This window comes from Ignavibacteriales bacterium (assembly GCA_026390575.1).
In the GTDB taxonomy this organism is placed as follows: domain Bacteria; phylum Bacteroidota; class Ignavibacteria; order UBA10030; family UBA10030; genus Fen-1298.
This window is the reverse complement of sequence record JAPLFR010000007.1, coordinates 277101-302326: the sequence shown is the minus strand read 5'-3', so window position 1 is coordinate 302326 and position 25226 is coordinate 277101. Positions and strand designations below refer to the sequence as shown.

General features: G+C 42.8%; 17 protein-coding genes. 9 read left to right on the top strand and 8 right to left on the bottom strand.

Going from position 1 to position 25226, the window contains the following annotated elements; all coding sequences use genetic code 11:
• Nucleotides 1-256: 256 nt before the first annotated feature.
• The 4 genes from NTX44_06345 to NTX44_06330 form a co-directional block, all read right to left on the bottom strand.
• Entirely contained in the window at nucleotides 257-403 is a 147-nt protein-coding gene (locus NTX44_06345; GenBank protein MCX6121222.1) for a hypothetical protein, read from the bottom strand.
• Between the two features lie 15 nt (nucleotides 404-418).
• Complete coding sequence (locus NTX44_06340) at nucleotides 419-574, bottom strand: GIY-YIG nuclease family protein (GenBank protein MCX6121221.1); 156 nt, start codon at nucleotides 572-574, stop codon at nucleotides 419-421.
• 180 nt (nucleotides 575-754) lie between these two features.
• A complete protein-coding gene (locus tag NTX44_06335) occupies nucleotides 755-2251 on the bottom strand; it encodes an aminotransferase class V-fold PLP-dependent enzyme (protein MCX6121220.1) in 1497 nt (498 codons plus the stop codon).
• A gap of 126 nt (nucleotides 2252-2377) precedes the next feature.
• Nucleotides 2378-3649 (bottom strand): cystathionine gamma-synthase family protein, encoded by a 1272-nt coding sequence (locus NTX44_06330; protein ID MCX6121219.1) that lies wholly within the window; start codon nucleotides 3647-3649, stop codon nucleotides 2378-2380.
• Between the two features lie 529 nt (nucleotides 3650-4178).
• On the opposite strand from NTX44_06330, the gene NTX44_06325 reads away from it, so the two are divergent.
• Together NTX44_06325 and NTX44_06320 are read left to right on the top strand one after the other, a co-directional pair.
• Complete coding sequence (locus NTX44_06325) at nucleotides 4179-5048, top strand: T9SS type A sorting domain-containing protein (GenBank protein MCX6121218.1); 870 nt, start codon at nucleotides 4179-4181, stop codon at nucleotides 5046-5048.
• 31 nt (nucleotides 5049-5079) lie between these two features.
• On the top strand, nucleotides 5080-8376 hold the full coding sequence (locus NTX44_06320; GenBank protein ID MCX6121217.1) for a T9SS type A sorting domain-containing protein: 3297 nt from the start codon (nucleotides 5080-5082) through the stop codon (nucleotides 8374-8376).
• Between the two features lie 134 nt (nucleotides 8377-8510).
• Here NTX44_06320 and serC read toward each other — a convergent pair whose 3' ends face one another.
• Nucleotides 8511-9596, bottom strand: a complete 1086-nt coding sequence (gene serC, locus NTX44_06315) for a 3-phosphoserine/phosphohydroxythreonine transaminase (GenBank protein ID MCX6121216.1) — start codon at nucleotides 9594-9596, stop codon at nucleotides 8511-8513.
• Between the two features lie 405 nt (nucleotides 9597-10001).
• Here serC and NTX44_06310 point away from each other — a divergent pair, with 405 nt between their 5' ends.
• From NTX44_06310 to NTX44_06290, 5 genes are all read left to right on the top strand, one after another.
• Nucleotides 10002-10925, top strand: a complete 924-nt coding sequence (locus tag NTX44_06310; protein ID MCX6121215.1) for a D-2-hydroxyacid dehydrogenase — start codon at nucleotides 10002-10004, stop codon at nucleotides 10923-10925.
• A 102-nt stretch (nucleotides 10926-11027) separates the two neighbouring features.
• Complete coding sequence (locus tag NTX44_06305; protein ID MCX6121214.1) at nucleotides 11028-12269, top strand: DUF1015 family protein; 1242 nt, start codon at nucleotides 11028-11030, stop codon at nucleotides 12267-12269.
• A 248-nt stretch (nucleotides 12270-12517) separates the two neighbouring features.
• Nucleotides 12518-13300 carry a DUF4159 domain-containing protein gene (locus NTX44_06300; GenBank protein ID MCX6121213.1) on the top strand — a complete coding sequence of 261 codons (783 nt, stop codon included), beginning with the start codon at nucleotides 12518-12520 and terminating at the stop codon, nucleotides 13298-13300.
• A 205-nt stretch (nucleotides 13301-13505) separates the two neighbouring features.
• Nucleotides 13506-16907 carry a hypothetical protein gene (locus tag NTX44_06295; protein MCX6121212.1) on the top strand — a complete coding sequence of 1134 codons (3402 nt, stop codon included), beginning with the start codon at nucleotides 13506-13508 and terminating at the stop codon, nucleotides 16905-16907.
• Nucleotides 16908-16961: 54 nt separating this feature from the next.
• Complete coding sequence (locus tag NTX44_06290) at nucleotides 16962-17528, top strand: hypothetical protein (GenBank protein ID MCX6121211.1); 567 nt, start codon at nucleotides 16962-16964, stop codon at nucleotides 17526-17528.
• Nucleotides 17529-17627: 99 nt separating this feature from the next.
• Here NTX44_06290 and NTX44_06285 read toward each other — a convergent pair whose 3' ends face one another.
• From NTX44_06285 to NTX44_06275, 3 genes are all read right to left on the bottom strand, one after another.
• A complete protein-coding gene (locus NTX44_06285; protein ID MCX6121210.1) occupies nucleotides 17628-18452 on the bottom strand; it encodes an energy transducer TonB in 825 nt (274 codons plus the stop codon).
• Complete coding sequence (locus NTX44_06280) at nucleotides 18449-18904, bottom strand: zf-HC2 domain-containing protein (GenBank protein ID MCX6121209.1); 456 nt, start codon at nucleotides 18902-18904, stop codon at nucleotides 18449-18451. The genes NTX44_06285 and NTX44_06280 overlap by 4 nt, the downstream gene beginning before the upstream one ends.
• Before the next feature lie 143 nt (nucleotides 18905-19047).
• Nucleotides 19048-19578, bottom strand: coding sequence for an RNA polymerase sigma factor (locus tag NTX44_06275; GenBank protein ID MCX6121208.1), 531 nt, complete (start codon nucleotides 19576-19578; stop codon nucleotides 19048-19050).
• Nucleotides 19579-19849: 271 nt separating this feature from the next.
• Between NTX44_06275 and NTX44_06270 the strand changes: the two genes are divergently transcribed.
• Both NTX44_06270 and NTX44_06265 read left to right on the top strand, forming a co-directional pair.
• Nucleotides 19850-21877 carry a M3 family metallopeptidase gene (locus tag NTX44_06270; GenBank protein ID MCX6121207.1) on the top strand — a complete coding sequence of 676 codons (2028 nt, stop codon included), beginning with the start codon at nucleotides 19850-19852 and terminating at the stop codon, nucleotides 21875-21877.
• Between the two features lie 299 nt (nucleotides 21878-22176).
• On the top strand, nucleotides 22177-25143 hold the full coding sequence (locus NTX44_06265; GenBank protein ID MCX6121206.1) for a DEAD/DEAH box helicase family protein: 2967 nt from the start codon (nucleotides 22177-22179) through the stop codon (nucleotides 25141-25143).
• Nucleotides 25144-25226: the final 83 nt, after the last annotated feature.

The following is a 25226-nucleotide window of genomic DNA, read 5'->3' as shown; positions in this document are numbered from 1 at the left end:
CAATCGTCAATACTTACGTCTCGTGAAAGACTTTCATCCGGAGTTAAAGGTTTATGTCCCGGAGAAAACACCGTCCGTTAAAATGAAAAAAGATAAAAAACATCAAAATAAAGTAACCGGACAAATGTCCTAATAGTAAATGACGGGTATAATTCAATGAGTGGTTACCCTACAAGTTCTGGTACTTCTATCATGAGGTTTTTTCTCTTCCAGGGCAGGTTCTCGGGGTGACAATGGATTTGATATTCTGTCCCGTCTAAGTCGGTTCAGCATCTGTTTCTCCTTCTCCAAGAACCTCGTTACTTAAATCCTTCATTTCTGGGTTCATTGATTTTATCAAATTGATTTTCCATTCTCGATGCCAATTCTTCAATTGTTTTTCACGAGCAATAGCATCACTCATTGTTCCAGCGTCTTCTTAGTAAACAAGATATTTCAAACGATATCTTTTAGTAAATCCTTCTACTTCTCCTACTCGATGTTGATAGACTCTGCATGCAAGATCACTTGTGACTCCGATATAGAATGTTGTCCGCTTGAAGTTGCTCATAAAGTACACATAACCGGTTTTCATATCTTCATTCCAAAGTCAAGCCGTCCCGATTCTGTCGCGATCATCATCCATTCTTTAGACCCTGAAACAAGTTCAGGGTGACATAAAGAGTATGTCATTCGAACTTGTTTCGGAATCTAAAGTAGAGAATCTAAAAACGCGCCTGCCGGACGTGCAAGAATTCGTGATTGCATCAGGATACTATAATTCGAACCACTGCCGAACAGTTTTCAGATTGGACTCCTTAAATCTCTTATGCGAGAATTCATTGTTGTGTACATTGTATTTGTAATCTTTTTCCCACTTCCCGATATTTTTTTGCAACGATCGTAATGCATCAATGATGTAAGCCACTTCATCATTTGTTGTTGTTGGATGAAGAGACAATCGTACCCATCCCGGTTTCGTTGAAAGATCGCCATGATCAATTCGCTTCGTAATGGCATTGGAATGCGGTTGATCGACATGAAGTAAATAATGTCCGTAGGTGCCGGCACACAGACACCCCCCGCGCATTTGTATACCGAATCGGTCGTTTAAAATTTTTACAACAAGATTATAGTGAATATCATTAAAGTAGAAAGAAATAATCCCAAGCCGATGATCGATGTTGTCCGCAAGAATTTTAAGATCCGGGATTGTACGCATTTCATTGAGAAGCGCAGGAACAATTTCTTCCTCACGTTTGAGCATATGTTTCACAACCATGTGTTCCTTTAATTCTACGGCAAGCGCGGACCGAATTGCCTGTAAGAATCCCGGTGTGCCGCCGTCTTCGCGTTCTTCGATATCAGGTTTATAGCGGTATTTTCCCCATGGATTTGTCCAAAGAATAGTACCGCCGCCGGGTTGATCGGGGGATTTTAGATGATAGAGCTCTGAATCGAATACCATCACGCCGGACGAACCAGGGCCTCCTAAAAATTTATGCGGTGAGAAGAAAATCGCATCCAACCGTTCCATTGGGTCGGCAGGATGCATGTTGATATTTACATACGGTGCAGATGCAGCAAAATCTATAAAACAAACGCCGGCGTGTTCGTGCATAATTTTTGCAAGCTGATGATACGGCGTTTGGATACCGGTAACGTTGGAACAAGCGGTAAACGAGCCAATTTTTAATGGACGATTTTTATACTCGCGAAGTAATTCCTGTAAACGTTCAACATCGACGAGCCCTTCTTTTGTCGGTGGAATGACACAAACATCCGCAATGGTTTCATACCACGACGTATGATTGGAATGATGTTCCATGTGCGTCACGAAGACGACCGGTTTTTTCTCGGAAGGGATGGAAACAAACTGTTCAAGCTGATCCGGATATTTCAAACCTAACATCCTTTGAAACTTAACCAACGCGGCGGTCATGCCGAATCCGACATTCAACAGGGCATCTTTCGGACCTGCATTGACATGCCTTTTGATGATTTCATGCGCTTGATGATACGCCTGTGTCATCATTGTTCCTGTGATGTTTGTTTCTGTATGAGTGTTGCCGACAAACGGGCCGAATGTATTTTGTATTTTCTCTTCGATGGGAGCATACAGTCTTCCACTGGCAGTCCAGTCTGCATAGACAATTTGTTTTCTGCCGTAAGGTGACTTAAATGTCTGCCGAAGCCCGACAATGTTCCTGCGAAAAGGGGAAAAATATTTTTCGAAGTTCATAGCAATTGTACCATTTATCTTGGCAGTCACGAATTCCCGCCTGCGTGACTGCGTCAGCAGTCGGGCAGGATTTCGTGACTGAAACAAAGTTATACATGAAGGTATGCTTCACGGTATGGCCGTGACGCCCCTGAAATGTAAGGTTTTGATATCTAATTATATTTGTGCCAATGCCTGATCCAAATCCCATATAATATCTTCCACTGCTTCGACACCTACCGAAAGACGAACGAGGTTATCTGTTATTCCAAACTCTTTGCGTTTTTGCGGTTCCACTGCTGAATGTGTCATTGCAGCCGGATGTTCGGCAAGCGATTCCGTCCCGCCAAGACTGACTGCAAGCTTTATCATCTTGAGCGAATCAAGAAATCGGAACGACGCTTGTTCATCGCCCTTGATAATAAAACTGATCATTGCTCCAGGAGAGAGGCATTGTTTTTTATAGATGGCATATTGCGGATCGCCCTCTTTCAAGAGACCAAGATACAACACTTTCTCCACTTTGGGATGTTTCGTCAACCATTCGGCAATTTCTTCTGCGCTCAGTGCGGCGGTGGTCATGCGCATTTTGAGGGTCTCGAGACTGCGCATGAGCAGCCAGCCTGTCAATGGACTTGCCATGGAACCGAGAGCAACGCGCAGCGATTTAATGCGGTTGATGAGCTCTTTGGAGCCGAGGCAGGCACCGGCTACGACATCACTATGGCCGCCGATATACTTTGTTGCCGAATAGAGAACAAGGTCAATGCCATGCTTGATGGGATGTTGGAAGACAGGCCCGAGAAATGTATTATCCAGCGCGGTAAAAACTTTGCGTTCCGTTGTTGAAAAATGCTTTGCAATATCAACACACATATCAATATCAATCAGGCAGTTTGTTGGATTTGCAGGTGTTTCAAAGAAGATCATCCGAAGCTTATCTGCGGCACCTGCCTGTTTCACCATCTCAATGATCTGCTGCTTTGTATGATGAACGCCAAATTCTAATGTCTTGATACCGAATTTTGTCAGTACGGTTTCAAAAAGGTGTTCAGTGCCGCCATAGATCGGTTTGCTGCTCAAGAGGACGTCTCCCGGCTTCAGCAGCTCAAGCACTGCCGTGCTGATTGCAGCCATTCCGCTGTCAAACACAGCACATGCTTCAGCTTCATCCCATACTGTGAGTCGGTCTTCGAGAATTTCCAGATCGGGATTGTTGATTCGACTGTAGATGAGTCCAGCGCCGTGTTTGCCTGGTTCACGCACGCCATGAGCCATCTCGAAAAATTCTTTTCCATCTTTTGCGTTTTCAAATACAAAGGTGGAGGTCTGAAAAATCGGGCATTTCACTGCTCCTTCCGACCATTCCGGTTTGTAGCCGTAGCCCATCATCAGAGTCTCGGGCTTTAATAATTTCTTCTTTCCGTTGGAAATAAGTTCTTTATCCATAAAGCACCCCGTGAATGTGGTGGGAAATTTGTTGTGGAAGAAGGTACGGGAAAATTCTTGAAAGTCAATTAAGAGAAACAAAAAGGAAAAACAACGCTAATCCCTGTAGCCAAATCTGTGACAGATCACTTGTTAAAATACGACACAAATAATGGCAAAATAAATCTTGACAGAACGAACAACTTTCATTAATCTCTCGGTAGTTGCGGTAGTGAGGCAATGGGAGTTTACCACATGAGAGGCTGATGTTTTTTGAATTCTATTCTTACGTGGATAGAAGAAGGGATCGGGCTTAATGAACACACAGGGATATCAGAACCCTTCAGAAAGTTCTCAAAAGATCAGGAAAAATAATCCTATAAAGGATAAAAACAATCGTTTGATGATGGGTTTATTATTGCTGAATACTATTTCCAGTGTCAAATATTTACACATTTTCAACGGTGTAATGAACATTCATACCTTTATTGTCGGAGATAAAGTTAATTCAAAGAAAATGATTTATTGCAAATAAGAAAACGGAAAAACAATGAAAAAGTTCATTGCATTATTTGTATTTATAACTGCGAATCTCAATGCACAAGAGCCTGACCCTGCAAGTTACTTTCCTTCTTCTGTTGGGAATGCATGGGAATATGACACACAGTCCGGTCTTCAAAAAACTAAAATTATTCGTGATTCGATCGATAGCAAAGGTAATAAATATCTGTATTACTATTCCTTAAATAAAGCAGATCGTATGATAGATACATCTTACAATGTGTATTTGATGCATCCAGTACTTGATACCGTGCTATATTGTTTTTACAAGCTGGCTGCTGATTCAGGAGAAACATGGACATTTATTCCTGATGCGCCAAGAACAATAGCGCGAGTAGATAATGTTTATCAATCCTTTATTTTTGGGAAAGATAGGTACGTTAAAGAAGTAGGCTATTACCGGCCGCAACCAGGGGATACTGTTATTACAGAAAGTGCAGTATTCGAAAGATATGTTCTGCTTGTAAGTGGCATTGGTGAATATTACGAGTATGATGTTGAAAGTGGACCTGAAAGAATTCTTTTGGGCTGCATTATTAATGGGGATACTTTAGGTACCATAACTTCAGTAAATGATCAACCGAAAATAGTAATAGCAGATTTTGAACTCCATCAGAATTATCCAAATCCATTTAATCCAATCACTACAATAGAATACGATTTGAGAACTAGTAGCAACATAATATTAATAGTTTACAATTTGTTAGGAGAGGAGGTGAAAACATTAGTAAAAGAACGCCAGCAAAAAGGCAGCTATAAAATTACATTCGATGCCCGCGATTTGGCAAGTGGTGTCTACATTTATAAGTTGACAACTGGAAATACAATGTTTTCGAAGAAAATGCTGTATATCAAATAATTTTTCAAAACTAGTATGAAAAGGCACTACCATGAAAAAAATCTTATTTCAAACATTCTTTGTTTCAGTTGTATACTGCATTGTTGTTTTTGCACAAGAGGAATCAATGCATTGTCTTATTTCGCCACCATCAATTCCACCACCTTATGGCAATATCCTTCCTTCTATAGGAACAGTTAATGTGTTAATTGTTTTTGCTCAATTCCCAGATGATACATACGATATAAACAACGCCACTTGGGTAAAGGGTCAAGCTCCTGCAAGTATGGGAAATTGGATAAACCAAACTTGGACAAGCAGTCCGACGCAAGGATCTCTTACTCATTATTTCAATGATATGTCGTTTAATAATTTTAAATTAATTGGAAAAACAGTTTCTGCAACTGCTCCGCATTCGAGGCAATGGTACTTAAGCCAAAGTCCAATAAAGAAAAGATGGGATATCCAAAAGGAAATACTGCAACAACTTGATGCATCTTGGGATTTTGCCGAATTTGACAACTGGAATTCGGATAAAAATAATATACCTGACGGAAAAGTTGATATGATAATCTTTGTCTGGAGAAATATTGCAAAAGAACTCCCTAATGAGTCTGATATAAAAATATCGTTGAACTTTGACAATGATTATGGAAGTTTAGGTTTCACTTCTAATTTCGATTATAATTATTTCGAAGTTGATGGTGGTTCAAGGAAAATATACGCTAATGATTATGGATCTGGTGTTACTATAAGAGATCTTGCTTTTTATGGATATCAGTCGAGATTCCGTATAGTAGTTCATGAAGTGGCTCATTATCTTTTAGGGCATAATGATTATCATTGCGGTTTTGGTTTTTGGGGAATGCTTTCTTCATTCGGTATCAAAAGCATGGTGGCAAATTCTTTTGAGCGTAGTAGATTGGGTTGGATAACCCTGCAAATAATTCAAGCTGGCTCGTTGCAAACTTATCCCAATATGACGTTGAGAGATTATGTGTCGACCGGCGACGCTTATGCATTGGAAGTAGATCCTTCTACAGGACAATACTTCTATATTGAGAACCATCAGGCAACATCATATTGGGAAACTACGCGTGCGTTTGGCAATATAGAACCGGGTTTATATGTATTACGGAAAGATGCTACTACACCATCATCATCTAATGATAATCCATCTTCAGCAAATTTTAGAATGATTCCTGCAGATGGTAGATACGATTGGATAGTAAATCAACAAGTCCCAAATCCTTGGGGATCCGGGAATCTACCTGTATATAAAAACCTAGGCTCAGACAGACAAACGGGTTATCATGATCTGGAATTTATTCCATGGATATGGGGTGGAGTACCAAAAACACCGGCTTCAATCCATTTTACAGAAAATATCAATGGGCTACCAGTAATGGATGTACGATATCAGGGAGATGGAAAGGATGCTTTCAGGTTGGGGTATAATGATAAGTTTTCTCCGTGGACTAACCCTAACAACCAAGGCAAGAATCGTTCCACTACCGGTTTTGGCTTCAAAATAAATAGTTGCAACAACGGAGTTTATTCAATTGATATCCACAGAGGATTGAACGAATATGTTATTAATCAGAATACAGTACTATCTTATGGTGATTGGAATATTTCAAGTAACGTCACTGTAAATAGCGGTGTAACACTTACAATTCAACCAGGAACTACATTGCGTTTTGCAAGCGGAACGAACCTAACAATAAATGGAGTGTTACACGCTGTTGGCACCTCTTCCCAACGTATTACATTCACCGGCACTTCACCTTCATCCACTTGGAGCGGGATCTTCATGAATGGATCGGGTGCAAACAACTCTGTAATGGAATATTGCAATGTGAGCAATGTGCTCTCTTACGGAGGATCAGCCGTAAGTGTCATAGAGGCAACTGGCTTTGCAATACGCCATTGCAATATCACTAACAATGTTAACTATAACACAAATGGAATATATTTTTCAAATGCCGATTCTCCGGAGATTTATGCTGACACAGTTAGCTCGAACGGCGGCTTTGGGGTAGTTTTCTTCAATACGAACGGCAACATCTATGGAAACACATTATCAAGTAATTCCTTCGGTGGCATCTCGTGCAGTTATTGTGCCTCTCCGAGCTTTGGGAAAATTGGATTCGCTGCCTATTATGGAAATAATCTGATTACGGGCGGATTGTATGGAATTTATACCGGCAGCTATTCTTATCCTTATGTGGGATCACAGTATAATTCATATTATGGATATAATAATATCACAGGCTCATCATCTGCCCGTATATATGCCAGCGGATATAGTGATGTTATGGCTGAGAACAATTGGTGGGGATCGGCAACTCCTGATCCTAACTGGTTCCAAACATATAATAACTCCTACATTGAATGGTATCCTGCTCTCACTTATAATCCCGGGGGAGGTGCGCCAAAGATTGTGCCATCGGCATTAACGGAAGAAGGGATACAAACACTATCCTTAGCCAAGATAGCTTCAGGAACTCCTGCAGATGGAACCCTGAAAGCGCAGATACGTTCAATTATGGATTTGAGAGCAAAGCAAGATTATGACGGAGCAAAAAACAATCTTTGCAAATTGTTAACCAATACAGACAATATTGAGGATGCAAAATGCATAAGCCCTGCAATGATTGCTCTTTGCCGAGAACGACAGGACAAACAATTGCTTAATGCTTGTACGCAATTTCTCGAGAAACTTGGCGGCAAGGATCCGTTGCTCCAATTAGCGTTAGCTCAGATATACATTCAGAATTCTCGGCACTCAGATGCAATGAGTCTCTTATCTCAAGTTGTTTCATCAAATCCAAATACAGAGTATGAAAAATATGCTTTGCTTGATCAATTCTATAATGCATTTTCTTCATCCGGTTCTGCAAAGGACTTAGGTACAATTACTGAGGTCTTGAAAAACAAGTACAATGATGATCCATCTGTGCAACAGGCACTATGGACTTACGCTCCAAAAGTAGAATCTCATTTGATAAATCCACTACAGCCGGGGTTGTCTGAAAAGACTCTGACACAAACGAACAATGAGACCATTCTTGTTCGTAGCTATCCCAATCCTTTTAATCCTACAACAGTGATTAATTATCAATTACCCGACGTAGGGATGCAATATGTTGTATCTCTACGAGTGTATGATATGTTAGGCCGGGTAGCAGCAACCTTGGTTGATGGTACAAGAGAAGCGGGAACGTACACTGCGAGCTTTGATGGATCTCATCTGGCAAGCGGAATATATTTCGCGCGTTTTACAGCAACTCCGCAAAATGGATCGAAGCCGTTTAACCAGACAATGAAGATGTTGATGACAAAGTGAACACGTTTTGTGTGTTCATTTTATAATGTTGTAAAAAGGATATTCTGATAAAAACAAAATGCCGTTGGTCGTATATCTGATCAACGGCATTTGTATTATTAATATGAATTCTGAGACAAATTCAGGATGTTGTTTTATTCTTTATTCGCCTTGTAGAATTCTTCCATAAACTTTGCAAGCAATTCTACAGATTCCATTGGGCAGGCGTTGTAAATAGAAGCGCGCATACCGCCAACTGAGCGATGTCCTTTCAGACCGAGCATCTTCTTCGGCTTGGCTTCTGCAATGAATTTCTCTTCTAATTCAGGCGTTGGTAAGTTGAACGTTACGTTCATCAACGAACGATCTTCTTTGTTCACAACATTGCCTTTGTAAAAAGCAGGATAGGCATCGAAGAGATCATAAATCAGTTTTGCTTTCTTTTCGTTCCTGGCTTGGATAGCTTCCAATCCCCCTTCTTTTATAATCCATTTTAACGTTCTTCCGATAACAAATATCGGCAGGCACGGCGGAGTATTATAGAGGGAGCCTGCATCAACATGTGTTTTATATTTCAACATCGATGGTAAATTTTGTTTTGCTTTTGCTTCCATCCATGCTTTTTTAATGACCACCATTGCAACGCCGGATGGTCCAAGATTTTTTTGAGCACCGGCATAAATCAGGCTATATTTCTTAAAATTGCGTTTAATGCCGAGCATATCGGACGACATATCCGAGACCAACGGGACATTGCCGACATCCGGATCTGTTTTCCATTGAGAACCAAATATAGTATTATTCGTTGTGATGTGAACATAATCCGCATCGCCTGAGAATTTTATATCCTTCGGGATCTGATTAAAGTTTGTCGCTTTCGAAGAAGCTACTTCTACTGCTTCACCAAGGATCTTCGCTTCCTTCAATGCTTTCGACGCCCATTCGCCGGTATTGACATAGTCGGCTTTCTTCTGGAGGAAGTTCACCGGTACCATAGCAAATTGTAAGCTCGCACCGCCCCCTAAAAAAACTACCGCATATTCATCTGCCGATAACCCCATGATATTCAATGCATCTGCCTGGGCTTCGGTGACTACTTTTTCAAACGCTTTGTCGCGGTGACTAATTTCCATTATCGAAACGCCTATGTTGGCAAAATCCATAACAGCGTCACGTGTCTCTTCAATAACGGAAAGAGGAAGAACAGCCGGTCCAGCAAAGAAATTATGAGCTCGTGCCATAGGTATAATCCTTTCTGATTTTTTCGAAAAACATCTGGGAGGTTGAACACTTGCTTTAACATACTAAAAAATCTTTTAACTGTCTATATGCTTCTTGAGAAAGATTCATGGCTCGCGTTTAATATTATTCATAGAATGGAAAAGGGATATATTTTTAAATGCGCCGTTGAAATCCTAAACATTATTGCAGAACGACAGTAATCAATTACAACGGTATAGAAGAATCAACTACTGCAGTATATATAAAAATCGATGAGCATGAATGGTTGCTGGTTAGAAAAAATTTTGGTATTATCTAAGCAAATAGTTCACCAAGTTAACTCTCCTTTGGCATTCGCGACTCTTGGTAATCAGACAGAATGATTGCCTTAGGAATACAACTATAACAATCCTATGGAGTGTGCTATGAACATTCTCGTATCCGATGGAATCACACCAGAAGGTGCAAAAATTCTTACTGATGCTGGTCACAAGGTAGATAAACTCAAGCTGACACCAGAGGAATTGCTTAAAAAGGTCGGCGACTATGACTGCATCATTGTTCGATCCGCAACAAAAGTAACAAAGGAAGTTATTACGGAAGGAAAAAAACTTAAAGTTATCGCGCGCGGCGGTGTCGGTCTCGACAATATCGATGTGCCCTTTGCCGAGAGCAAAGGCATAAAAGTTTTGAACACACCTGCAGCATCAACGATTTCCGTTGCTGAACTCGCCTTAGCACATATGCTTGCCGTATCGCGTTTCCTGCATGTCAGTTCGATGGAAATGCGGCAAGGCAAATGGCCGAAGAAAGAATACGGAGAAGGCATAGAACTTTTCAAGAAGAACCTCGGTATCCTCGGTCTCGGCAATATCGGCAAGGAAGTTGCGCGGCGAGGATTGGCGTTCGGCATGCACGTACTGGCGTACGATCCGCCTTTCACACCAATGGATTTCTTTGTTGAAATAACAACAAAAGAGAAGGTACTAGCCAACGCTGACTTCATCACGCTTCACTTGCCGTACGACAAAAAGCAAGGACCTATCATCGGGAAAAAGGAATTTGAGATGATGAAGAATGGTGTGGTTATTATCAATTGCGCGCGCGGCGGTGTGGTAGACGAAGCCGCTTTGCTGGAAGCATTGAATTCCGGTAAAGTCGCAGGTGCAGGCCTTGATGTGTTTATGAACGAACCACCAACGGATGCACAGAAAGCTCTTATCAATCATCCGCGCGTAAGCGTATCTCCGCACATCGGCGGTTCGACTGTTGAAGCACAGACGCGCGTAGGAGCCGAGATTGCACAAAAGGTCGTGCAGGCTTTCAGCGCACAGGAACAACATTCGTAAGCAACTGATTTTCTAATGAATTATAAATACTGCCACGACCAATAATAGATCGTGGCATTTATTTCTTCCATCGCATTCTATCGGTTAAGTATTCAGAACATAATGGCAACCATCCGACCATTCAAAGCGTTTCGGCCGAAAGCGGAATTCGCAGGCGAAGTCGCAGCAAGACCGTACGACGTACTGAACTCTGATGAAGCACGTGAAGAGGTGAAGGGACATCCATTATCGTTTTTGCACATCGGCAAGCCGGAGGTCGATCTTGATCCGGGTATCGACCTTCATGACGAGCAAGTGTACGAAAAAGGAAAAGAGAACCTCCAAAAACTGATTTCCCAAAAGGTTCTGGTTCAAGATTCTGAACCATGCCTGTATGTGTATGCACAAACGATGGGCAAGCATACTCAGTACGGTCTTGTTGGCTGTGCGTCGGTGGATGAATATTGGAACAACACGATTAAGAAGCACGAGTTGACGCGAAAAGACAAAGAAGAAGACCGCTGCAATCATGTTCGCGTTACTAATTCCCATTCTGGCCCGATATTTCTTACCTACCGTGACAACGACGAAGTGAACAAAATCGTTGCGGGCGTCACTCATCAACCGCCGGAGAATGATCATACAGCTCTTGACGGTATCCGGCATCAAAGCTGGGTAATAAAAGACAAAAAAATCATTACAAAAATTACTTCCATCTTCAATACAATTCCCAATCTCTATATTGCAGATGGGCATCATCGTTCAGCAGCGGCGGCAAGAGTTGGCAGAGAACGTGCAATGACGAATCCCAATCACCGCGGCGATGAGGAATATAATTTCTATCTGGCGGTATATTTTCCTGCAAGTCAGCTCCGCATTATGGATTACAATCGGCTGGTAAAAGATGTATGCGGTATGACGCAAGAGGAATTCTTTGCAATGTTGAGACCAAACTTCGCTGTCGCTGAAGCATCTGCACAGGTGAAACCGGCGAAGAAAGGCGACTTCGGTATGTATTTTGAAGGCAGATGGTATACTCTTTCCGCCGCCAGCGCCCTGCAAAGCATACACGATCCAGTTCTGCGGCTTGATGTTTCAATCCTTCAGAACCATGTGCTCGACCCGATCCTCGGTATCAAAGACCCGCGTGTTGATAAACGAGTCGATTTTGTCGGCGGTATCCGCGGCTTGGGTGAATTGGAGCGGCGTGTCAATTCCGGAGAAATGAAAATTGCCTTCAGCATGTTTCCAACCTCTGTAGCTGAATTGATGGCGATTGCCGACGATGATGAACTCATGCCACCAAAATCGACATGGTTCGAACCGAAACTCCGCGATGGATTGTTCGTACACTTTTTGGACTAAACAAATTGTCCATCGATACTCTTGCTTCTTGGGTTTAATACTTTGCTTCTCTCTTTGTTCCTTTCTAGGGACAGTGATACGCGTTTTTTGAGACTATATAACCACAGAAATACCTTATCTCAAACCGTTCATTGCTTCTCTTGCCCTTGTTATCTAAATTGAATTTAATGCTTATGTAGATTATACAGATTACACTGATTTATCGCAGATTACCCGTCCCAACTTTGTTGGGACGAGGTCTCGTCTCGATGAATCGAGACGGACAGATTGTGATGATTACACAGATTAGACTGATTTATCACAGATTAGAGATTATGTTGATTGCACAGATGGTAAAATTGAGAATAGTATTATGGAATGGTTCAGTGACTTATTGGCTCGTGGGCTTAGTGCTCTTGTGCGCAGTTTTTCCTGCCGAGGCACAACCTCGCATTGAAAGCCAATTCCGGATTGCGCGCCTGAAATACAGCGGGGGCGGCGATTGGTACAACGATCCATCGGAAGAAGTGAATCTTTTAAAATTTGTTCAGCAAAACACCAATATTGATTGCGATCCGCGGTATGAATTTGTCGATCTTTCCAGTGACAAACTTTTTTCCTATCCATTCCTGTACATCACCGGACATGGCAACATCAACTTTTCTGATTATGAAGTGCAGCGTCTCCGCACATATCTGATGCAGGGCGGATTTCTTTATGCAGATGATGATTATGGAATGGATAAAGCTTTTCGGCGTGAAATGAGAAAGGTCTTTCCAGATCAAGAATTAGTTGAGCTGCCTTTCAGCTATGGCCTGTACAATTGCCATTTCAATTTCCCGAATGGTGTACCAAAGACGCATAAGCACGATGGCAAACCACCCCAAGGATTTGGATTGTTCTACAAAGATCGTTTGATCGTCTATTATACGTATGAATCAAATCCCAGTGATGCTTGGGCTGATCCGGAAATCCATGGAGACCCTGAACCAGTACGACAAGAAGCATTGCGCTTCGGAACGAATATCGTTGTCTGGGTATTAACCCATTGATTACAATGATTACGCAGATTCTGCAGATTTACCACAGATAACAGATTACACAGATTCATCCGATTTGGGATTGATGATTGGATAATTTAGAAATTCTGAGCTTGAAGATAGTTGTATATTCTTTAATTATTGCAGGTTGCTCATTGTTCACTAGTCACTTGTCACTGTAAATTGTCATTCATCACTTATCACTGTTCATTGATCATTGAAAAACTCTTCTTCTATATTAGCAGACATTGAACATCGACTTCAAGGAGTGAGCAGGAGACAGAACCGTGTTGATCTTTTGTCGAATGCTCTTGTGTTCCTTACCGGTGTTATCATAACAGCAACGATTGTCATTGTTACTGAAACACTTTTTGAATTTTCCCGCGTTGAACGGACGATTATTTCGGTGCTGTGTGTATTCTTGTTCCTTGGCGCTAGCAGTTGGATGATGGGTCGTCCATTTCTTCGGCTCATCGGTTTGCTACCATCAATTCCGGAAGATTCGACAGCGTCCCGCATTGGCGCATTTTTCCCTTCCATTCGTGATCGGCTTCTCAATGCACTGCAACTCGCGAAAAATGCTGAATCCGATTCTACGATTTACTCAGCCGAGTTGATTGATGAATCGCTGAAAGATTTTGCCGCAGAGATCCAGCCGCTCGATTTTACACAATCGGTAGACACATCTCGTCTTCCTCTGCATCGCCGCTGGCTGATGATGAGTGCCGTTGTTTCACTTCTGGCTGCGTGCTTATTCCCGACATCTTTCTCTGGTGCAGCGTATCGATTGATCCATTTTATGCGCGAGTTTACACCTCCACCAAAATATTCATTCGAAGTTACTCCCGGTAATAAAGAAATCGTTAAAGGTGAGAATCTTGCTATTCGAGTAAATGTGACCTCTCTTCTTCCGGCTTTTGCACTGCGATTGAGCGATATCACGATTTATCGGCAGCAGGAAGGACAGGACAATTATGATGAAATTAAAGTGAAGCCGGATTCGAGCGGAACATACCACACGACATTTCAAACGGTGCGCGCGTCAACAGAATATTTTGTGCGAGTTGCAGATGCCGAGAGCGAACATTATACACTGACAGTGCTGGATCGGCCATTGATTCGGTCATTCCACGTGAGGCTCGATTATCCGGCGTACACCAAGATTTCACCAAGGACCATGGATGAATTTGTCGGCGATGTGACGGCGCTTGCAGGAACGCGCATTACGATTTCCGGGACGGCAAGCACATCGTTGAAGGAGGCGTTTATTCAATTTGGAAATAACACAAAACTTTCATCGATAATCCATGAAGAAAAGTTCTCAGCATCATTTTTACTCTTTGCTGACAACTCTTACCATATTTCCGTTGTTAACGTAGAGGGATTGCTGAATAGTGAACCGGTTCAGTACCAAATCAAAGCCGTGCCGGATGAAAATCCCACTGTCGCTATCATCGAACCGGGCCGCAACATCGATATCGCGGGCGATCAGTCGTTGAACCTTTATCTGCAGGCAAAAGATGATTATGGATTTTCAAGCATGCGTCTTGGGTATCGCTTATTAAAATCACGATATGAACAAGCGCGAACGGAATACACGTTTACTCCCATTCCATTTTCCGCTGGTACATCGGGGCAGATCGATTTATCGTTCACATGGAACCTTACGAATCTTACCCTTGTCCCGGAGGATGTCGTCGAGTATTTTGCGGAAGTGTTCGATAACGACGGTGTAAAAGGACCGAAAAGCGGACGGAGTAATCTCTATCTTCTTCGTCTTCCATCATTGGACGAGGTCTTTGCAGATGTCGATAAAGAGCACGAACGTTCGATGGACGATTTGAAACAGTCGCTTGAAGAGGCAAAGAAATTGAAGGACGACATCGAATCTATCAATCGCGATTTAAAGAAGAACAAAGATCCCGATTGGCAGACACAGAAGAAAATGGAGGAGATGGCAAAGCAGTATCAGCAAGTGCAGAAGAAATTGGATGATGTGCATTCACGGCTTGAACAAATGACACAGCAGATGCAGCAGCAGAACGTACTTTCCAAAGAAACGATGGAAAAATATCTTGAGCTTCAGCAGTTATTCCAACAGCTCGACGCAGCTGAACTGCAGAAAGCGTTCAAACAGTTGCAGCAGCAAATGCCGAACATCAGCAAAGAACAACTTCAGCAGGCGATGCAGAATATGACATTTTCTGAAGAACGGTTCCGCCAAAGCATTGAACGTACGATGAATCTGCTCAAGCGCATTCAGATTGAACAGAAGGTGGATGAAGTAAAGAAACGTGCGGAAGAGTTGGAACAGGCCGAGAAAGAATTGCAGGAAGAAAGTTCAAAATCATCCAACACTCCGCAGAAACAACAGGAGCTCTCGAAAAAGCAAGCTGATCTTGCAACAAAAGAACAGGAGATGGAACACGAGGCAGCCGATCTGCAGCGGCGCATGGAGGAATTTTTTACCGAAATGCCCGCGGATAAATTACAGAAACTGTTAGAGCAGATGCAGAAACAACAGCTCGATCAGAAGATGCAGCAAGCATCCCAGCAGATGCAAAAAGGAAACATGCAATCCGCACAACAAATGCAGAGTGAGATCAGTCAGCAGCTACAGCAGTTCAGCAAGCAGATGGATGAAATGCAGCAGCAAATGCTTCAACAGCAATCGCAATATGTGATGAATGAACTGCGCAAAGCAAGCAGCAACATGCTTGAGCTTTCGAAGGACGAGGAAGCGCTGAAGCAACAATCGCAAAACGCACCGCAGAATTCACCTCAACTTCGCCAGAATGCACAAGATCAGCTGCAGGCAATGCAGGATCTGAACAATGTTATCAAAGGACTGAGTGAACTGTCGCAAAAATCCTTCGCGGTAACGCCGGAGATGGGAAAAGCAATTGGTGAAGCGCTCGCACAAATGAACAATGCGATGCGCTCTCTCGATGTGCGCAATGGCGCTCAGGCATCGCAGGAGCAAGGACAATCCATGGCGGCTCTCAATCGTGCTGCCATGCAGGTACAAAATGCACTCCAGGCTATGATGCAGGGCGGTGGTGGCGGCGGCGCAGGAAGTTTGATGCAGCAACTACAAAAAATGGCGGGTCAGCAGATGTCCATCAACATGCAGACGCAGCAATTGGGCGGGATGTCTCAACAGCAAGCTGCGGAGGCAGCGCGTCTGGCGAGAGAACAAGGGATGGTTCAAAAATCTCTGGAAGAATTAAATCGCGAAGCCCAACAGAGCGGCGAACAGAAAAAATTGTTAGGCGATCTTCAGAAAATTGCAGAAGAGATGAACGAGGTTGTAAGAAATCTTGAACAAAACGATGTGAACCCTGAAACGATGAAAAAGCAGGAACGCATTCTCTCCCGCCTGCTCGATGCATCTAAATCCATGCACGAGCGCGATTATGAGAAAAAGCGCAAGGCGGAAACCGGCACCTCCATGAGTCGCCGCAGTCCGAGCGACATTGATCCGAATTCATTGGAAGGTAAAAGTCCATTGCAGGAAGAATTACTGAAGGCATTGGAGCAGGGATATTCAAAAGATTACCAGGAACTTATACGAAAATATTTTGAGGAATTGGAAAAGACAGAAAAGTTAGTACATTAGGACAGGTTCGCAAGAGCACGGCGGCTATTCATATTTCAAGAGAAGGAGAATCCTATGAAACAATGGCTTGGGGAAATGTGGAGGTTACTTTTAATTACGTTTCTTGGTTTTGCCGGAAGTATGATTGCTGGGCTTATGATTTACGGTGGAGATATTTTTGTTCCAGCATCCCCCGGATTTGCGTACTATATTATCTATGGCTTCAGCGCGTCGTTTATTTTTGCCTTCTACCATGTGCGCGGACTTTCCAATACCATCACTGCTGCGGTATCAACCGGAGCAGTGATTTTTGTTATCGCATCATTCTGGTTTCCTGTATTGGATGCCGCTATCTGGTCCTTTGGCGTCAATCTTTCTGTTGTGGTACTAGCTTTTCTATTTGAACGGAAGCTTGCATATTTCAGACAATGGAAATTTATTGTCGTCGGTATTGTCTATGGTGCTATTTTTGTGCTCCTGACATTGGTTGTGGACCTGCTGATGAAGGTAGCCACCATGCCTTCCGCAACTTTCCAGAAAAATTTTCTCGATGGATTGTGGTTAGGCTTGAGCCTTGGTATTGGCATCGAAATTGCGGAATCGATTGTACACTCCGTCGATCTTCACCGGCAGGTGAAATGAGAAGTACATAAATAAAATTTCCAAACATAACTTAATGCTGTCAGGAATCCCGTCGCAACTATATTGCGACGGGACTGACTGCATTGTTTGTACTTGCCCCTACCAGCTAACATGCCAATGGATGATCTGCCAGTCCTTCGCGGCGTTTTTTGAGAGTACGATGGAATGGATTCTCTTGTTTTTCCCTTTTGGAAGTTCCGACGTCCACACAATCAACGCCGAGTTACCTCCATCGGTGATTTTGATATTGAAATTTACGCATTTCGCTTCTTTCCCCTCGGTGAAGTGAATATCGTTATGTTCTCCGTTCAATACGCTATAAAGGTTCTCCGTTTTAGTGTTATAGATCAGCAATGCTTCCTTTCCTACGCGCTTCCTGGCTTTTTCAATTTCCGTTCCCTTGAGAATGTTTTCAATAGTCGTCTTAATCGATTCGATGCTCTTTTCCATTTTCGCGTGATCAGCTTCTTCTCCCGGTTTTATTTCTTTTGTACTCAACCTGAATCGAATAGGGATCGTTACCCAGACAGCGACCGGTTTCCCCTGCATTTGTGCCGGTGAAAATTTCCATTGCTTAAGCGCATTGTATGCTGCTTCTACAAATGCTTTTCCATCTGTTTTTTGTCCGGCGGACTCGTCATCTTTATCATCTGACTTTGTGGCGGTCACCAGTATCTTTTCACTTTTCGCGTCGAGAACACTGCCGTCAACATCTATAAATGCTTTCATGTACACGGTTGCTTCCCAGCCGCCGCGCAGCATGCTTGCCGGATAGACAGGGTTCACCTTGTTTACCAAAGCTGGTTCTTTATCATACGGAATTTCCTTGTCGGGCGATGGGAGCTTTTTATCTTGTGCGTGTGCAGGATACATGAGCCCTGAAATTGCTATCAGGCATGCGAGTAAGTATGAATGCTTTTTCATTGTTTGATTCCTTTCGTGGGTGATGTTGCAACAACCACGTAGCCGGTTACTTCCACTTCCGGAAGAGGAGTAAGACAGACGATGGTTTGCTGCGGTTGGTACGATGTATGCCAGAATAAAGAAAATAAAACACTTGTTAAGGCAGAAAAAATAATTGCCAATCCGATGGTACGGAAGGAATACTTAGCTTCTGTAAAACGCCATACAAAGTTTTGATGTACCGTTTTCTTCGTACTTGAAGCATGCTGCGCAAGTACTCGCTGATCTAACGAAGCCGGCACATCAATCTGTCGTGTCAGCGTTAATATATTCCTCAGTGAGAGAGCATTCTTAAGAAATGTGCGGCACTGCTCGCACACGCCAAAATGCACAAAAAGTTCAGTCTCTGCTGTCGGCAATAACTCGCCGTCTATAAATTGACTGATTTGTTCCTGATACTGTTCGCAATTCATATTGCACCTCGTTAAATTCTTCATGTCATTCCCACATGTCTTTCATAGGAATCTGTCTTTGCTTTGATCAAGATTCCCTGCCTGCCGAAGTGCCTTCGGCACGCAGGCAGGCCGATTACAACATTCGGGAATGACAATATTATTCATTGATAATATTCTTTCAACCTCTTTGTTAACGCTTTGCGCGCTTTGAACAATCGCGACTTCACAGAACTTTCTGTATCATCGGTAATCTCTGCAATTTGCGTATACGTAAGTTGTTCATATTCCCTCAGTAAAATTACTTCACGGTATTCACTTTTCAAATTCTGAAGAAGGCGCTGAACAATTTCCGTGGTTTCAGCGGCGACCGTTATTTCGTAGGGAGTTTGTTTATCCCAGACATCCTCATCGCTATGAATACCATTGCGGCGATTTCGCCGTAATTGCATCATCACTTCGTTGCGAGCGATACTGAAAAGCCAAGACAGAAACGATTCCACATTTTGCAGCCCTTTTATCCCAGCAAGCATCTTGATAAACGTTTCCTGTGTCGCATCATCTGCCGCGTCGGAATCAATAAGCATGCGAAGACAATAGCGATAAATAGCAGCTTTATGGTGTTCATACAAAACAGTAAATGCCTGCCTGTCATCTTGGCGCAATAGTTGAATCAGTTCGGTCTCTGTTCTCACCACGCAATTCTTTCCGTACCGCAAAAGTTGATGTTCCTAGAAGTCGATTTTCATCGCTCTATATAGAAGATGCACAAAGAGAAAGAAAGTTGCTGGAGGAAAGACAAATTTTTATAAGGAAGGTGCATTCTTCAGAATGAATGCCGATATTAGAATTGAAGAATATTGAAATTTCTCATTTTCAAAAGGATTATTAGCTATGAAAATATTGATCATCTCACTCACCTACTGTTTTTTCCTCTTTGCTCTATTACAGTCGCAGGAAAAAGAAATGACTAGTATTAATCCGTTCTTTGTGGAATATATAACACCATTTCAAACTCCCCCATTCGATCTCATCAAGATCGAGCATTATATGCCCGCTTTTCGTGCAGGTATGGAACAGGAGTTGAAGGAGATCGATGCAATTGTGAATAATCCACAGATACCGAACTTTGAGAATACCATCGAGGCATTTGCACGGACAGGAGCATTACTGGAAAAAGTCGACAATGTTTTCTTTGCAATCCGTGGTGCTAATAATAATGACGATCTTCAAAAGATTGCTGTCGAAGTAACTCCATTGGAATCGAAACACAGTGATGATATTAACATGAACCAGAAACTCTTTCTACGTATAAAAGCAGTGTACGATCAGAAAGAGAAATTCAGATTGAACACGGAACAGATGCGGTTACTGGAAAACACGTATAAGGGATTTGTCCGCGGCGGTGCGAATCTTTCACCAGAACAAAAGGAACGTTTTAGGAAAATCAATGAAGAACTTTCCATGCTGTCGCTGAAGTTCAACGACAATGTTCTCAAAGAAACCAACAACTTCAAAATGGTTCTTGAGAGGAAAGAGGATTTGGATGGCTTGCCGCAAAGTTCAATCGATGCAGCCGCAGCTCTTGGTAAAGAATCGAAGTTGGAAGGCACATGGATTTTTACGACACAGAAACCAAGTATGCTGCCATTCCTCACCTATGCAAAGAATCGGAGTCTGCGTGAAAAGCTCTACAAAGGATATATCAATCGGGGAGATAATAACAACGAGTATGACAATAAAAAAATCATCTCTCGTATTGCATCTCTGCGTGTCGAGCGTGCGAATCTGCTCGGGTACAAAACCTTTGCCGATTTCCGGTTGGAAATCAATATGGCAAAAACACCACAGGCGGTCTATGAGCTGCTTAACAAGTTGTGGGATCCTGCTGTGAAGGTTGCCAAAAGAGAACGGGACGATATGCAGGCAGTCATCGATAAAGAAGGCGGCAATTTCAAACTGGCATCATGGGATTGGTGGTATTATGCTGAAAAGGTTCGGAAGGAACGATATGATCTTGATGAGAATGAACTGCGCCCCTATTTCCAAATGGAAAATGTTCGAAAAGGTGTATTTGATGTCGCAAGCAAACTCTATGGAGTGCAATTCAGTGAACGGAAAGATATTCCGAAGTACCTTGATGAGGTAACAGTCTTTGAAGTGAAACGAAACGACGGATCGCATGTCGGTATTCTGTATACGGATTATTTCCCACGTTCCGGCAAACGAGCGGGCGCATGGTGCGGTGAATTCCGTAGTCAAAAATATGTTGACGGAAAGAAAATCACACCGCTGGTCTTTAATGTTGGGAATTTCACTCGGCCCACAAGCGATCAGCCCGCGCTCTTAAGCGTGGATGAAGTTGAAACTATGTTCCATGAATTCGGTCATGCGCTGCAGAGCCTGCTTTCAAATGTGACATATCCGGAGCTTCCTATTGCTCGGGATTTCGAGGAACTCCCATCTCAAATTATGGAACATTGGGCATTTGAACCGGAAGTACTTCACACGTACGCGTTCCATTATAAAACCGGTGAAGTCATTCCGCAAGCATTGGTTGACAAAATCACCAAGAGCTCAAAGTTCAATCAGGGTTTCGCTACAGTAGAGTATCTCGCGGCTTCATTCCTCGACATGGACTGGCATACGTTAACGAGTACCGAGACTGTGGATGCCATTACATTTGAAAATCAATCGCTGGGAAAGATTGGATTGATGCCGGAGATCGTATCTCGGTACCGCAGTACATATTTTTCTCATATCATTGGCGGTTATGCAGCCGGCTATTATAGTTATATCTGGGCAGAGGTACTGGATTCAGATGCCTTCGAAGCGTTCAAGGAAAAGGGGATATTCGATCAGGCTACTGCGCAATCGTTTATGAAAAATATTCTTGAGCGCGGTGGTTCTGACGATCCGATGACGCTCTATGTAAAATTCCGCGGCAAACAGCCCACCATCGAGCCGTTGTTGAAAAAACGAGGATTAATGTAGAGACGTTCCCCGCCACACAACCGGCGGGTAAAAATTGAACGTCTCTACTGAGTATAAAATAAAATTCTAAACAGAATGCGAAAAGCCAGATTTATTATGAGTCTGGCTTTTTTGTTATTCTGTATTATGTTGGAAATACTTGGTCTGCAAAGACAATGAATTTCTCATTTCTTCTTTTTCCTTCAATTTCTATTATCGTTGCAACACACGAACTTATTGGCTACATTTTGTGAGTATGCTGATAGGGAATTAGTGCCAAACCTACTTGGAAACTTTCTTAACGAATAAGCCTAAACGATATGCCTAGCGTCGTAATCGAAAACCCCATAATAAATTCACCTTACTCCGAACCAAAACGACACTTTCGATTCACTGACGAAGGTATCACAAACGAAATTATTGAAGAGCGCCGCAAGAGTTCCTATTTCATTCCTATAGCCCAGCCACGCAAGAAGGGGAAAAACCAGCTTGCCTTCGATACGGAATGGACGCAAGATCGTATTAAAGCTAATGATGAGATCAATCGAATTCGAGAGAAAGTTGGTAAATGGAGGAACGGTGGATATCAAGGAATAACAAAAGTATCACGCCGGTTGCTAGAATATTGGCAAAGAGAAGATAGAAGTAAAAAACTTTTTTTCTGTCAGATTGAAGCTGTTGAAACTGCAATCTATATCACAGAAGTCGCAAACAAGTACGGCGACACGTGGATAGAAAATCTTTTGCGGACGACGAATGCCGAAGCAAATCCGCTTCTTTATCGCATGGCTGTCAAGATGGCAACCGGATCCGGAAAAACCGTTGTCATGGCGATGTTGATTGCATGGCAAACCTTGAACAAAATTGCGAATTCTCAAGATCCGCTCTTCACAGATACATTTTTGATTATTACTCCCGGCATTACTATCAAAGATCGGCTTCGCGTTCTCCTTCCAAGCGATCCGCTGAATTATTATCGAACAATGGACATCATTCCGTCCGATATGCTTGACGAGCTTGGCAAAGCAAAGATCATTGTCACAAACTTTCATGCATTCAAGTTCCGTGAGAAAATTGCAGCAGGAAAACTTACAAAAGATATTTTGAATAAGGGAGATACAAGTGCATTTACTGAAACTCCTGACCAGATGGTGCGGAGAGTGTGTCGTGAGCTTGGAAGTAAAAAGAATATCATTGTCATTAATGATGAAGCGCACCATTGTTATCGCCGCAAAACAGACGGAGAAGAGGAAGCGCTCAAAGGTGATGAACGGAAAGAGGCAGAAAAGCGCGAAGAGGAAGCTCGCATTTGGATTTCGGGTATCGAAGCGGTCAAGGCAAAGCTCGGGGTGAAGGTCGTCTATGATCTTTCTGCAACGCCGTTCTTTCTCCGTGGTTCAGGTTACTCTGAAGGAACACTATTCCCTTGGGTTATTTCCGATTTCTCATTGATCGATGCGATTGAATCAGGGATCGTAAAAGTACCGCGAGTACCCATTTCAGATAATGCAATGGTCGGAGATCAGCCGATGTATCGAGATTTATGGCTGCGTATTCGCGAAAACCTTCCGAAAAAAGGACGAGGAACAGATACGCTCACCGGAGAACCAAATCTTCCTGCCGAATTGGAAGGAGCACTCCAAAGTCTTTATTTGAATTATGAAAAATATTATAGAAAGTGGGAACAGAACATGGAAGCTCGTGCGCAAGGATCAACTCCGCCCGTGTTTATCGTGGTCTGCAATAATACCAACGTCTCAAAGTTAGTGTATGATTACGTTGCAGGATGGGAGAAAGAACTGAAAGATGGATCAAAGATAGCAGTGCCCGGTAAACTTACGCTTTTCAGCAACGAAGACCATGGCAGGTGGAGTGCGCGTCCCAACACGATTCTTGTTGACAGCGCACAACTTGAATCGGGTGAAGCAATGAGTGATGAATTCAAGAAAATTGCAGCCAACGAAATCGAAGAATTCAAGGCAGAATATCACACTCGTTTCCCCGGACGTGATGCAGAGAATCTCACAGACGAAGATATCCTGCGTGAAGTGATGAACACGGTCGGTAAGTCCGGTAAGTTAGGCGAACAGATCAAGTGCGTTATTAGTGTTTCTATGCTTACGGAAGGTTGGGACGCAAATACAGTCACACATATTTTAGGCGTTCGTGCTTTTGGTACGCAACTCTTATGCGAGCAGGTTGTAGGGCGCGGATTACGCCGAAAAAGTTATACGCCCGATGACCAAGGAATGTTCCAGCCGGAATATGCAGAAGTCTATGGAGTGCCATTTTCTTTCATACCCTCTGCCGGCTCGGCAGTAGATCCGAAACCCGGACCAACACCAACGCGAGTTCATGCTCTCGAAGATCGCCTCGTTTGTGAAATTACTTTTCCTCGATTAACGGGTTACAGGTACGAGCTTCCGGCAGAAAAGCTTCAGGCACACTTTACCGATGATTCAACAATGATACTTTCCACGGCTGATATTCCGACCTCGACGGAGAATGCGCCTATTGTCGGCGAAAAAAGTATTCATACACTCGACGAATTAAAACAACATCGCGAGCAAGAAGTTGTGTTTCGTCTATCAAAGCTTGTTTTGGAGCGATTTTTCAAAGATGCTGAGAACAATAGTAAACCATGGTTGTTTCCTCAACTGCTTGTCATTACAAAAGAGTGGCTTACAAAATATGTTGTCTGCAAGGACAATGCCTTCCCGCAGTTGTTGATTTTCATTGAAAATGAAAATCAGGCCGCGCAAAAAATATATCACGCTATTGTGAACGGCGATCAAGGGTCCAAGCGGCTCATGCCGATTCTTCAACCGTACGACACGATTGGCTCGACACGCTATGTAGATTTCGACACAACGCGCTCAACGTACCGGACTCATGAAAACAAATGTCACATCAGCGATGTTGTTCTCCACAGCGGATGGGAAGCAAAAATGGCGCAGACTCTTGAAGATATGGAAGAAGTTGTGTGCTATGTGAAAAACCATAATCTCGGTTTCACCATTCCTTATACTTCCGGCGGACAGGAACATAACTATATCCCTGATTTTATTGTGCATATTGATGACGGTAAAGGAAGCGATGATGTATTAAACCTGATCATCGAAGTAACCGGAGAGAAAGACACAGACAAAGAAACGAAAGTCTCAACAGCAAGATCGCTCTGGATTCCAGCAGTGAATAATTACGGAGAGTTTGGAAGATGGGCGTTTGTGGAAATTCTGGACCCATGGGATGCGCAAAAAGAGTTGCGCGTAATTTGTAAGATTTGAAGTCACAATTTGTGACTTCAAATAAGTGGAATTCTTTGAGGTTCCAATATGGAACCTCAAAAAGAAATGCGATGATTAATAAA